We start from the raw sequence: 11,822 nt of genomic DNA, 5'->3' as shown, positions 1-11,822 counted from the left end.
CTGTTAGATTTTCTTACAGTATTGTTGGTCATGTCAGGAAAGGGTGGTATTGTTGTTTCTATAGAAAACGACCATAAAAAGAGAGGATTATAATGACATGGTAATAAGTCTCACCTTAGATCAGGTAACAAATCTAACGTATGAACATCATGAGATAATTAAAAACATGTCTACTAATCTTCAAGTAATAGCTGATATTTCTCAAGCCGATGTATTCATCGACTGCTTATTGCCTGGGGGAAAAGAAGCCATTGTGGTGGCTGAAGCCAATCCGAACACCGCATCTTCATTGTATAAGGAAAGTGTGCTAGGTCAGGTGGCAGTAGAGGAAGCAGAACCAGGAGTCTTATTTAGTTTAAGAAATGGGAAACCGGTAATTGGTTCAAGGGGGATATCTCAGGAAAACATCGTCATGCAGCAGGATATTGTTCCTATTACTGATCGTGATGGAATGACGATAGCTGTTTTAATAAAAGAGCGGGACATTTCAGAAATCATTCGAAATGAAAGAAAAGTAAAGTCTTTAATGGAAACAACTAATAGTCAAGAAAAGCAAAGGTTGGTGCAGTCTCTTGTAGTGCAAGAAATTCACCATCGTGTGAAAAATAACTTACAGGTCATCTCGAGTTTACTACGCCTACAAATGAGAAGATCCTCGTCACAAGAGGTTAGGGAAGTTTTTGAAGATAGTCTTTCAAGAATTGCAAGCATGGCACTTGTTCACAATTATTTAGCAAAGGATGGATTAGAAGAAGTAGATGTCAAATTTGTAATGGGGCAAATTGCGACACTACTAGTCTCTTCGTCGACTACTCCAGGACAGGATATTCAAGTAACTGTTCAGGGAGAATCGTTATATTTACCATCAGATAAGGCTACCTCTCTTGCGCTAGTTGTCAATGAATTGATCCAAAATGGATTAAAGCATGCTTTTCATTCTCGAGAAAATGGAAGAATGGAGATTACAATTAATAGTAGAAAGCAGATGGTCTATATCATTGTATCTGATGATGGATCGGGGATGGAAGAACAGCCAAGTGATCAACCTTCATCTACTTTAGGATTGCAGTTGGTAAGCATGCTAGTTGAAGAGGAGTTGGAGGGGGTTCTATCTTTTTTTTATTCAACTCGAGGGACAAAAGTGTCGATTATGTTTCCGATCATAGATAGGGTGATAGAATGATCCAATCAAAAATACTTGTAGTTGATGATGAGCCTATTACGAGAATTGATATTAAAGAGATTCTTCTAGGCAAAGGATACGAGGTGGTTGGAGAAGCTAAAAATGGGGAAGAGGCGGTAGAGAAAGCATATTCATTGGAACCAGATCTTATTATAATGGATGTGAAAATGCCGAAAATGGATGGAATCAAGGCCTCCTCTATTATTAAAGGATTCTCAAGCTCCTCCATTCTTCTTCTAACAGCCTTTAGTCATGATGAGCTTGTTGAACAGGCGAAAGAGGTTGGCATAAATGCCTATATCGTCAAACCAATAACAGAAAAAGACCTTATCCCAGCTGTTGAAATCGCTCTGTTTCAGCGAGAACAAAGCCTTATCTTACATAATAAGATTGGGAATTTAGAGCAACAAATGAAGGATCGAAAACTTATTGAAAAGGCGAAAGGTATTTTAATGGCACAATTGGAATTTACAGAGGAGCAGGCTTATCGCCATATGCAAAAAGAGAGCATGGAAAAACATATTCCATTAGCTAAATTAGCTGAGAGTGTGCTAGAGAAAAGTAAATAAACATCCAAAGCAACGGCGCTTTGAATTAATTCTACTATCTTTTTAGAGGTGGGGAATTAATTTAAGGCGCTTTTTGTTTTCAGGGGGGTGGAGAAATTGGGAAATTGGATCACAAGTATCGGACTTGATATTGGAACCAGCACAACAAAATTCATTGTAAGTCATCTATCAATAGCGGAACAAGGTAGTCCTTTTCATTTGCCAACGTCTCAAATTATTGACCGTACCGTTGTGTATGAAAGTTCCATCTACACAACACCCTTAACATCTAATCAAGATATTGATATGCAAAGTTTGGCGACCATTCTTTCAAATGAATATGAGCAATCTGGCATTCATTTTAAGGATGTCAAAGCTGGTGCAGTCATTATTACAGGTGAAACGGCGAGAAAAGAAAATGCGGAAAAAATTATTAACTATTTAGCTGACCGAGCGGGAAATTTTGTCGTTGCCACAGCAGGAGCAGACCTAGAAGGCATTTTAGCTGGAAAAGGTTCTGGTGCAAAGGATCGTTCAGAAGAAATCGAAGGAATTGTTGCCAATGTGGATATTGGGGGAGGAACAGCCAATGTAGCCCTGTTTGAAGCAGGTCGGGCCATTCAAACCTTCACCTTTCATGTAGGGGGAAGATTAATCCGAATAAATGACCAAGAGGAAGTCGTGTATATTTCGGAATATTTAAGGCCCTGGTTGGAAGCGAACCTCTTTTCCACTCAGAAAGATAGAGGCATTACATTGAATGAGCTGATAGAAATCTGTACACGTATGAATCAAAGCATGATTTCCTTTCTTTCTGGTGAGCCAAAATACCATGCAGATTTGTTGCTGCTTGAACCAATGGATCAAACACTTCCGCCTATTAAAGAGGTGATTTTTTCCGGTGGGGTTGGACATATGATGGCTGGGAAAGAGCCTATTCAGATGAATGAGGTTACAACGTTTGGTGATATCGGCCCGTTACTTGCTTCCACCTTATTGAAGGAGAGTAAGTGGTCGGGATTAAACATAATTGAGGCGAAGGAAACGACAAGAGCAACCGTAATTGGAGCAGGAATGCAAAATACGGAATTAAGTGGGGCGACGATCTTTGTTCATGAAGCCCTGTTACCGATTAAAAATCTTCCGATCGTACGGATCATGGTAGATACGCTAGACTTCGAAACGATAGCATTTGCTAATCAGCTAGATGAAGTAATGACACAAGCGAAAAAGCTTTATGACGTGCAGGATCCACCATTTGCTCTAGGTTTGTTAGGAATGGAGTATTGCTCTTACCAAACGATGAAATCTATGACCAATACAATTTATCAACTCTTCCATCACCATTTCCCGAATGCTACTTGTCTTGTAGTCATTTGTGAAAGTGATATAGGAAAGGCACTCGGTCAATCTTTAAAGAAGACGAGTCATGAAGGGATGCAAATTATTTGTATTGATCAGGTAGATTTTCTACACGGAGATTATATTGACTTAGGATTACGCATAGCGGGGGAAGCGATCTCTCTATCAGTGAAAACTCTAGCTTTTGGATAACGAGGAGGAACCTAGCATGTATAGAAAAACAACCTTATATGGGCTAACCTATGAGTTTCATAGCTTAAAAGAAATCATGGCAAAAGCGAATGAGAGCCGATCAGGGGATGATCTAGCAGGGATTAGTGCCGAAAATATGAAGGAAAGAATGGCTGCCAAGCTCGTGCTAGCTGATATTCTCCTTTCTGATATTCGGAATACACCTTTAATAGATCCTGATACAGATGATGTCTCACAGCTCATTGAAAACAATGTGAATGAAGAGGTATATCAGTTGGTTAAGAATTGGACCGTAGCTGATTTACGAGAATATATTTTGAGTGATGAGCAGACGGGCAAGGATTTGCTCACATTGGGCAGCGGGTTAACTAGTGAAATGATTGCTGCAGTAGCAAAAATCATGTCTAATCTGGATTTGATTCAAGCGGCATCAAAAATAAAGATTATTACGCATTGTCAAACAAAAATTGGCCAACAAGGAGTGCTAGCTTCAAGAGCTCAGCCGAATCATCCATCCGATCACTTAAAGGGGATGACAGCATCCTTATATGAGGCTTTAAGCTTTGGGATTGGTGATGCGGTGATCGGAATTAATCCTGTTATTGATACAACGGAAAATATCTCTGCTTTATTACATGAAACAAAGAAAGCGATTGATCAATTTCAGATTCCAACTCAAAACTGTGTTTTATCCCATGTTACAAGTCAAATGCGTGCCATCGAAAAAGGAGCTCCGGCAGATTTGATTTTTCAAAGTCTGGCAGGCACACAAGCAGGAAATGAGTCCTTTGGAATATCGCTCTCCATGCTAGAAGAGGCGACATCAATGATTCATGAAAAAGGAACAGCAACTGGTCCAAACCGCTGGTATTTTGAAACTGGCCAAGGCTCGGAACTTTCGTCTGATGCTCACTTTGATATAGACCAGGTGACATTAGAAGCAAGGTGCTACGGTCTCGCAAGAAAGTTCAGCCCTTTTATTGTGAATACAGTCGTTGGTTTCATTGGCCCCGAGTATTTATATGACAGCAAACAGGTGATACGTGCAGGGTTAGAGGATCATTTTATGGGGAAAATGCACGGTCTTCCAATGGGGGTAGACGTTTGTTATACGAACCATATGAACGCAGACCAAAATGATATGGATACGTTGAGTACCTTATTAGGGACAGCTGGTGTAAATTTTGTCATTGGTGTTCCGATGGCCGATGATTGCATGCTCAATTACCAGTCCTTAAGCTATCACGATATCGCGACATTACGAAGCATTTTACGCTTAGAACCAGCTCCGGCATTTAAGGGTTGGCTTGAGAGTCTTGGATTAATGGAAAATGGAAAGCTAACTAAGCTAGCGGGAGATCCGACATTCTTCCTACAAAAAGTATAAAAGAGAGGTGAACATTAATGGAAAAACATCAGCTTGAAGCCTTAAAGAAATTTACCCCTGCTCGAATTGGAGTAGGTCGGACCGGAACAAGGCCGTTAACAAAGGACTTTTTATCGTTTCGGATTGATCATGCGGCGGCTGTTGATGCCGTGTATGGAGAGGTTTCCTCCCGGTTATTACAAGAATTTAATCTCTTTACAGTAGAAACACGCTATGAAACAAAGGAACAGTATTTAAAAAGGCCTGATAAAGGAAGGGTTTTATCAGTAGAAGGGGAACAGCTTATTCGCGGAAAATGTATCCAAAATGCTCAAGTGCAGATTGTTATCTCTGATGGTTTAAGTGCTAGTGCGGTCAATGAGAATGTACTTGATGTGTATCCAGCGCTATTGGATTCTCTTTCTTTATATCAAATCGATGTGGGAACACCGTTTTTTGTAAAAGGGGGGAGGGTTGCTTGTATGGATGCCATAGGAGAAATTCTAAAACCGGAAGCCTTTATTTTATTAATAGGAGAAAGACCAGGCCTTGTATGCGCCCACTCACTTAGCGCGTATATGTGCTATCGACCACGAAAAGGAATGAAGGAATCGGAGAGAATGGTGATATCCAATATACATCGAAATGGAACACCGCCGATTGAAGCGGCCGCTCATATCGGAACCTTGGTCAATAAAATGCTCGAGCAAAAAGCGAGTGGAGTAAGTCTTGTTGTGTAATTGAAAACACATCTATAAAGGGGGAAAAAGGATGGTCATGGTTGGTGAAATTGTTATTTATATTATTATGGCATGTGCAATATTAGGAGCCTTTGCCGCTATTAAAAACAGTGAGCAAGGATTAGGGCAACAATTTATGGAAGGCTTACATGCGGTGGGGCATATTTTTGTTCCAGCAGCTGGTATTATGGCTTCTATTCCATACCTTTCCTGGTTTATTAACAAGGTATGTGGTCCATTCTTTGCAAAAATAGGAGCGGACCCAGCAATAGCTGCTACTGCCATTCTTGCTACTGACATGGGAGGATACCAATTAGCACAAGAGTTGGCCACCTCTTATGAAGGCTGGATTATGGCAATGATCGTTGGATTTATGGCAGGTGCCACCATCGTATTCTCGATTCCGATGGGCTTAGCTATGCTAGATAAACGTGATCATAAATATATGGCCTTAGGTGTAATGTCAGGGATATTAACCATTCCGATTGGTGCATTTATATCAAGTGTGTTGGTCGTCCTAACGAATTCTAAAATTAGAGATGCTATATCAACAACTACCGATTCAACCTATGAATTCACAATCAGCTATTTAAAAATATTTGCCAATCTATCTCCCTTGATTATTTTTGTCGTTGTTTTAGCAGCTGGTTTATACTTTTTACCAGATGTAATGATTAAAGGATTTATGTGGTTTGGAAGATTCATGGATGCAGGGATTAAACTGGTGTTAGTGTTCTCGATTGTAGAAATCTTCACAGGTCTTTTCTCGAAGTTGTTTGGTTCATGGGGGTTCCATCCCATTATGGCTGATGCAGATGATCAGTTTCGCGCACTTGAGACGGCAGGCTATATTGGAATTATGTTAGCTGGGGCATTCCCGATGGTATATTTATTACAAAAATATGCAGGGAAACAGTTGGAAGCAATGGGAAGAAAGATTGGGCTAAGTAAAGAAGGAAGTGCAGGATTGGTTGCAACCATTGCGAATATTTTAGCGATGTTCAAGCTAGTTCGTACGATGTCACCAAAGGACAAAGTAATCAATATTTCGTTTGCCGTATGTGCAGCGTTTTTACTAGGAGATCATCTTTCTTTCACAGCCAATTTCCAACCAACATTAATTCTTCCGATTATTATTGGGAAGCTAAGTGCCGGTGCAATTAGCATTGGATTAGCCTATTGGTTATCGGTACCGAAAGCTTTGGAATTAGAAAAGAAGGATCGGGAAGCTGGAATTATTGGAAAGCATAAATATAGAGAAAATGAAGTGGAAATAAAGGAACAAGCAGTTTCCTAAAAGAAGGAAGTAGGTTGGTGAGGTTTCATCAACCTACTTTTTATATTTATTGGAACTCCTTCATCTTTCTTAAGATTAATGGATAAAAATACGTTTTAGCAGCAGTGGTCGTATTTCCTCCGAAAAAATTCGTTCCTGGACACGGTTTCACTTCATAGCTTTTCGCATGATCTAGCACTCTTTGCCCTGTTTTGTAATTCCACCAATGATGATAAGTGATGGTATCCACTGAAGGGGTGAGGTTAAATTTTAGACAAAGCAAGGCTGTAATGTACACAATCGTTTCCTTTTGTTCAGCAGTCATCACATCTTGCCCTTTATCAAAGTTGCCTACATTTTCGATGGCGATGCCTACAGAGTTGGCCTTTGCCCCAATCGAACCTTCAGGAGCCATATCAAATGGGCGGGATACAGCTATTTTTCCATCTGGGAAGGTTGTGATATTTTGTGCGATGGTCTTCCAGTGCATTTGGTTTTTATGATAATTTTCCATGCCTTGAAGTAAACGAAAATGATTGGAACCGTTGAATCGTTTATAAGCTGGTGCCCACGTATGATGCTGCTGAATGAGGCTGATTTTCCGATGAAATTGACTATTTAATAACCAATCCTTGAATTGTTCCCTTGTCATCAGAATATGTTGCCCCTGCTTTTGTGGGGAAGTACTCACTTCCTGCACACTATCCGTTGCTAGAGCTGTTTGAGTAGTGAAAAGCAAACAAAAAAGCAACCCAAATAGAACTCTTCTCATCTGTTTTTCCTTTCTGTTTCTATATTGTCTTTTACGTTAATAGTTTGTTGAGGTTCAGTCCAAATATTCTTATTGCTTTTCCCTAAAAGAAGGTGAAAGGTATAATAAAAGGGAGTTGTTGAACATTAAAAAAGTAGATTTATGCTTTAAGATCAATTTATAAAAGCTGAAAGAAGTGAAATATAAGATGACTAAATCAAATGAATCAGGTTGGAACTTCGACAACAGCTATACCAAATTGCCAGAGTTCTTTTATTCAAATACAAATCCAACACCAGTGCGGTCACCAGAAATAGTGAAGTTTAATGAATCCTTGGCAACATCACTTGGCTTACACTCAGAGGATTTGCGAACTGAAAATGCGGCAGCAACTTTCGCTGGAAATGACATTCCTGCAGGTGCCTCACCGATAGCTCAAGGGTATGCGGGACATCAATTTGGACATTTTACTATGCTAGGAGACGGCAGGGCTATTTTGCTCGGTGAACATATCACCCCTACTGGTGAGAGATTTGATATTCAGCTAAAGGGTCCAGGTAGGACGCCTTACTCGCGCGGGGGAGATGGTCGTGCTGCTCTTGGGCCTATGCTCAGGGAGTATATCATTAGTGAGGCGATGTATGCCCTAAGGATACCTACGACCCGTAGCTTAGCGGTGGTATCTACAGGACAACCGGTTATTCGGGAAACCAACTTACCTGGTGCAATTTTGACCCGTGTGGCTTCCAGTCATATCCGTGTTGGTACATTCCAATATGCCGCGAAATGGGGATCAGTTGAAGATACTCGAGCGCTAGCTGATTATACAATTAACCGTCATTATCCAGAAATAGCCGACCATGAAGATAAATATCTTTCCTTTTTAAAAGCGGTCATTAACCAGCAAGCAAAATTGATTTCTAAGTGGCAGCTTGTAGGATTTATTCATGGTGTGATGAATACAGACAACATGACAATTAGTGGGGAAACGATCGACTACGGTCCTTGCGCATTTATGGACACATATGATCCAGAGACCGTTTTTAGCTCCATTGATGCGGGGGGGCGGTATGCTTATGGAAACCAACCAGGAATCGGAGGTTGGAATTTAGCGAGATTTGCTGAAACACTGTTGGATTTGCTTCATGACAACGATGAAGAGGCTGTAAAAATAGCTCAAGAGGCCATATCCGAGTATCCGGAGCTGTCTCGCCAATATTGGCTCGAAGGAATGAGAGCCAAACTAGGGATATTTAATGCAGAAGAACAGGATGAAACGCTGATAAATGATCTTCTAAACGTGATGAAGCAATATAAAGCCGATTATACAAATACCTTTAGAGCGTTAACCCGTGAAGCACATGAGGAATCGGTCCTTCAAGGAACAACAGAGTTCAACGACTGGTATAAGAGATGGCAGGAGAGACTCAGCAGACAGGAACAATCAAAAGAATCTGCACTAGAATTAATGAGAAAGAGCAACCCTTCCATTATCCCAAGAAATCATCGGGTGGAAGAAGCCTTAGATGCTGCCCAGCAAGATGACTATAGTGTCATGGATAAGTTACTGGAAGCTTTAGCAAATCCTTACGACTATACTTCTGTCCAAGAAGAGTACTGTAAACTGCCAGACTCAACTGGCCTTCCTTATCGAACGTACTGTGGAACATAACGGAGAGCAATGCTACCTGGGTGGCATTGTTTTATTTTTGGGAAAATTATAAATACACGCCTGACACTAGAAAAGCAAAACTTAATTAGATAAAATGGAAAAGTTATTGTTTAAAAGAAGGCATAATAGTAGAAAGTAACTTTGTACATGCATCTAAGGAGAGAACAGTATGAGTATCATTATTGGCATTTTAGGTATTATCCTTACACTCGGATTGGCCTACCTTTTATCAAATGATAAGAAGGGGGTTAACTTTAGAGCAATTGTAATTATGTTTGCTCTTCAGCTTACCATCACTATTGTCATGTTTAAGACGGTTGTCGGCTTAAAGATCGTGGAAGTGGTATCAAATTTCGTTACACAAGTATTAACTTATGGATATGAAGGGATTAATTTTGTCACAGGCGGATTAGTTCCTGAAGATACATCTGTATTTTTTATTAATGTTTTGATGTTGATTATTTTCACATCGACCCTTTTATCGATTCTCACGCATATCAAGATTTTGCCATTAGCGATCAAATACATAGGTGGGGCTATTTCAAAAATTACCGGCCTATCAAAGGTAGTGACGTTTAATTCAGTCAACTCGATTTTCTTTGGTCAAAGTGAGTCATTATTGGCGATTAAAGCACATTTAGATAAAATGAACGATAATAAATTGTTCATCGTATCTACAAGTGCAATGGCAAGCGTAAGTGCAAGTATTATGGGTGCTTATATGAGCATGATCCCTGCACAATATGTCTTAGTGGCGATGATTTTAAATGCTTTTTCGGCTCTAATTATTGCGACCATTGTAGCTCCTATTCAGTCAGGAGAAGATGAAGAAATTAACTTAAAGGAAGTTTCCCAATCAAAATCCATTTTTGAAGCAATCAGTGTTGGTGCGATCGATGGAGGTAGAGTAGCGTTAATTGTTGCGGCGATGTTAGTAGCCTATGTTGGTTTAATGGCTTTAATTAATGCGGCTTTCTCAGGATTAATCGGCCTTTCTTTAACTGAAATATTAGGTTATGTGTTTGCACCGGTTGCCTTCATGATGGGAATTCCAGCGAGTGAAATGTTGACGGCAGGTTCTATCATGGGGATTAAACTTGCCACAAATGAGTTCGTTGCTATGCTTGAATTCCAACCATTGATTCCGGACTTGAGTGACCGTACTGTGGGAATTGTTTCAACCTTCCTAGTCTCGTTTGCTAACTTTAGTTCCATTGGAATTATATCTGGTTCAATTCAAGCCATTAACGGTGAAAAAGCTGGGGTTGTAGCTAAGTTTGGACTAAAAATGTTACTCGCAGCTACATTAGCATCGATATTAACCGCAACCACGGTTGGATTGTTTCTATAATTAAATGTTGCTATGATTTGTAAGACCATTGTCTGTTTGGGACAATGGTCTTTTATTATATGGTTGGATCTTCGTTGTAAGCTGGATAAATGTCTGGATGAAGAAGGGAAGCAATCTTCGCTAATCCCAGCAGTAACCTTGGGGAAGGTCTGCAAAACAATGGCTCATCCAGTATGTATAGTTGCTGATTTTTGATTGCATCCATTTGATCCCATTCAGGGCGTTTAAGGATCACCTTAGGGTTCACTTTCTCTTTTTGTACTCCGACCCAAACAACTGAAATGACATCAGGGTTTCTTCTGCGTACTTCGTCCCAATCGGTTTGAACACTCGCTTCCCCGCGGTCAGAAAAAATATTGTGTCCACCAGCTAGCTGACTGATTTCGGTTAACCAATTGCTTGCCCCTGGGGTGAATACGGGTTTCGCCCACCACTCCCAGTAGATCGTTTTAGGGATTTCAACCGTCTTGCTTAGAGCCTTGTAGTCTCTAATTTTTGAAGTGAACTTCTCGTAGGCTATGGTTGCTTTTTCTATGGAGTTTGTTGCTTTTCCAACAAACAATAAGGAGTCAGCTACCTCTTGTAGGGTTGTTGGATTAGGAACAATTACAAAAGGGATGTTGCGTTTCTCTAACTCTTCAATATTACGTTCCATTCCAGGAACAGTGAGGGAAGCTAACACTAAATCAGGCTGTAATTCTTCGACCTTATCCATATTTATGTTAAGATCCGGCCCTAATCTCGGTAACTCTTTAATCTCCTCGGGCCAGTCAGAATAGTCATCGACTCCAATTAATGAAGAAGTTAATCCTAAATAAGCCACAATTTCGGTGTTGCTTGGACAAATAGAAATGAGTTTCAACGGAACACGCTCCTTACTCTAGGAATCTACTTTAATTATACATATTATTATAATAAAAGAATCCGATATTAGGAGGAGAAACATGTGAAGAATTTCCATTGCTGTGCCTCATGTGTGAATTATGAAGTGAAAAAAGAGAATGGGAAAATGATTTACCGATGCTCCCGATTAGGATTTGATACGAAACCAACCTATCAATTTAACTGCTGGGATCCGAAAGAGGCAGTGAAGAAGTTGATGGGGAAGGGTGAATAAAGAGAATTTGATTTTGTAGTAGGCTCGGCTTGATGAGTCGATTTAGAGTCCGAATGCACCATTGATTTGGACAGGGACGTCTTGTGGGGTCGCTATAGAGTAAGAATACACCCATGATTCGGACAGGAACGGTTCTGGGAGTCGCTTCAGAGTCCGAATGGGCCCGTGATTAGGACAGAAACGGCTTGGGGAATCGCTATAGAGTCCGAATGCGCCATTGATTTGGACAGGAACGTCATGTGGTGTCGCTTCAAAGTCCGAATG

Annotated in this window: 11 protein-coding genes; 9 read left to right on the top strand and 2 right to left on the bottom strand. The window is 40.3% G+C overall.

Translation table 11 applies throughout. From position 1 onward, the window contains the following. The first annotated feature begins 97 nt into the window (after positions 1-97). From ACRX5O_RS19655 to eutH, 6 genes are all read left to right on the top strand, one after another. Positions 98-1,183 (top strand): sensor histidine kinase, encoded by a 1,086-nt coding sequence (locus ACRX5O_RS19655; protein WP_433907522.1) that lies wholly within the window; start codon positions 98-100, stop codon positions 1,181-1,183. Further along, complete coding sequence (locus ACRX5O_RS19650) at positions 1,180-1,752, top strand: ANTAR domain-containing response regulator (protein WP_433907521.1); 573 nt, start codon at positions 1,180-1,182, stop codon at positions 1,750-1,752. The genes ACRX5O_RS19655 and ACRX5O_RS19650 overlap by 4 nt, the downstream gene beginning before the upstream one ends. Positions 1,753-1,848: 96 nt before the next feature. Next, on the top strand, positions 1,849-3,285 hold the full coding sequence (locus ACRX5O_RS19645) for an ethanolamine ammonia-lyase reactivating factor EutA (protein WP_433907520.1): 1,437 nt from the start codon (positions 1,849-1,851) through the stop codon (positions 3,283-3,285). A 16-nt stretch (positions 3,286-3,301) separates the two neighbouring features. Then, positions 3,302-4,672: an ethanolamine ammonia-lyase subunit EutB gene (locus ACRX5O_RS19640; protein ID WP_433907519.1), complete on the top strand. Its 1,371-nt coding sequence runs from the start codon at positions 3,302-3,304 to the stop codon at positions 4,670-4,672. Between the two features lie 17 nt (positions 4,673-4,689). Further along, on the top strand, positions 4,690-5,391 hold the full coding sequence (gene eutC / locus ACRX5O_RS19635) for an ethanolamine ammonia-lyase subunit EutC (RefSeq protein WP_433907518.1): 702 nt from the start codon (positions 4,690-4,692) through the stop codon (positions 5,389-5,391). Between the two features lie 31 nt (positions 5,392-5,422). Continuing rightward, positions 5,423-6,688, top strand: coding sequence for an ethanolamine utilization protein EutH (eutH, locus tag ACRX5O_RS19630; protein WP_433907517.1), 1,266 nt, complete (start codon positions 5,423-5,425; stop codon positions 6,686-6,688). A gap of 46 nt (positions 6,689-6,734) precedes the next feature. Here eutH and ACRX5O_RS19625 read toward each other — a convergent pair whose 3' ends face one another. Further along, the gene (locus ACRX5O_RS19625) at positions 6,735-7,439 is read right to left on the bottom strand and encodes a peptidoglycan recognition protein family protein (RefSeq protein ID WP_433907516.1); all 705 of its coding nucleotides are present in this window, start codon (positions 7,437-7,439) and stop codon (positions 6,735-6,737) included. A 187-nt stretch (positions 7,440-7,626) separates the two neighbouring features. Between ACRX5O_RS19625 and ACRX5O_RS19620 the strand changes: the two genes are divergently transcribed. Continuing rightward, the gene (locus ACRX5O_RS19620) at positions 7,627-9,090 is read left to right on the top strand and encodes a protein adenylyltransferase SelO (RefSeq protein WP_433907515.1); all 1,464 of its coding nucleotides are present in this window, start codon (positions 7,627-7,629) and stop codon (positions 9,088-9,090) included. 169 nt (positions 9,091-9,259) lie between these two features. Then, the gene (locus ACRX5O_RS19615; RefSeq protein WP_433907514.1) at positions 9,260-10,441 is read left to right on the top strand and encodes a NupC/NupG family nucleoside CNT transporter; all 1,182 of its coding nucleotides are present in this window, start codon (positions 9,260-9,262) and stop codon (positions 10,439-10,441) included. A 55-nt stretch (positions 10,442-10,496) separates the two neighbouring features. Here the strand turns inward: ACRX5O_RS19615 and ACRX5O_RS19610 are convergent, their stop codons facing one another. Further along, positions 10,497-11,303 carry a cobalamin-binding protein gene (locus tag ACRX5O_RS19610; RefSeq protein ID WP_433907513.1) on the bottom strand — a complete coding sequence of 269 codons (807 nt, stop codon included), beginning with the start codon at positions 11,301-11,303 and terminating at the stop codon, positions 10,497-10,499. Between the two features lie 84 nt (positions 11,304-11,387). On the opposite strand from ACRX5O_RS19610, the gene ACRX5O_RS19605 reads away from it, so the two are divergent. After that, on the top strand, positions 11,388-11,558 hold the full coding sequence (locus ACRX5O_RS19605) for a hypothetical protein (protein ID WP_433907512.1): 171 nt from the start codon (positions 11,388-11,390) through the stop codon (positions 11,556-11,558). The last annotated feature ends 264 nt before the right edge of the window (positions 11,559-11,822 follow it).

It is taken from the genome of Robertmurraya mesotrionivorans, assembly GCF_050971805.1.
Taxonomy (GTDB): Bacteria; Bacillota; Bacilli; order Bacillales; family Cytobacillaceae; genus Robertmurraya_A.
This window is presented reverse-complemented; position numbering and strand designations above follow the sequence as displayed.

Excerpts from the sequence above, each read along its gene's own strand:
- ACRX5O_RS19655 (WP_433907522.1), top strand. The coding sequence starts at position 98 with ATGGTAATAAGTCTCACCTTAGATCAGGTAACAAATCTAACGTATGAA.
- ACRX5O_RS19650 (WP_433907521.1), top strand. The coding sequence starts at position 1,180 with ATGATCCAATCAAAAATACTTGTAGTTGATGATGAGCCTATTACGAGA.
- ACRX5O_RS19640 (WP_433907519.1), top strand. The coding sequence starts at position 3,302 with ATGTATAGAAAAACAACCTTATATGGGCTAACCTATGAGTTTCATAGC.
- eutC (WP_433907518.1), top strand. The coding sequence starts at position 4,690 with ATGGAAAAACATCAGCTTGAAGCCTTAAAGAAATTTACCCCTGCTCGA.
- eutH (WP_433907517.1), top strand. The coding sequence starts at position 5,423 with ATGGTCATGGTTGGTGAAATTGTTATTTATATTATTATGGCATGTGCA.
- ACRX5O_RS19625 (WP_433907516.1), bottom strand. The coding sequence starts at position 7,439 with ATGAGAAGAGTTCTATTTGGGTTGCTTTTTTGTTTGCTTTTCACTACT.
- ACRX5O_RS19620 (WP_433907515.1), top strand. The coding sequence starts at position 7,627 with ATGACTAAATCAAATGAATCAGGTTGGAACTTCGACAACAGCTATACC.
- ACRX5O_RS19615 (WP_433907514.1), top strand. The coding sequence starts at position 9,260 with ATGAGTATCATTATTGGCATTTTAGGTATTATCCTTACACTCGGATTG.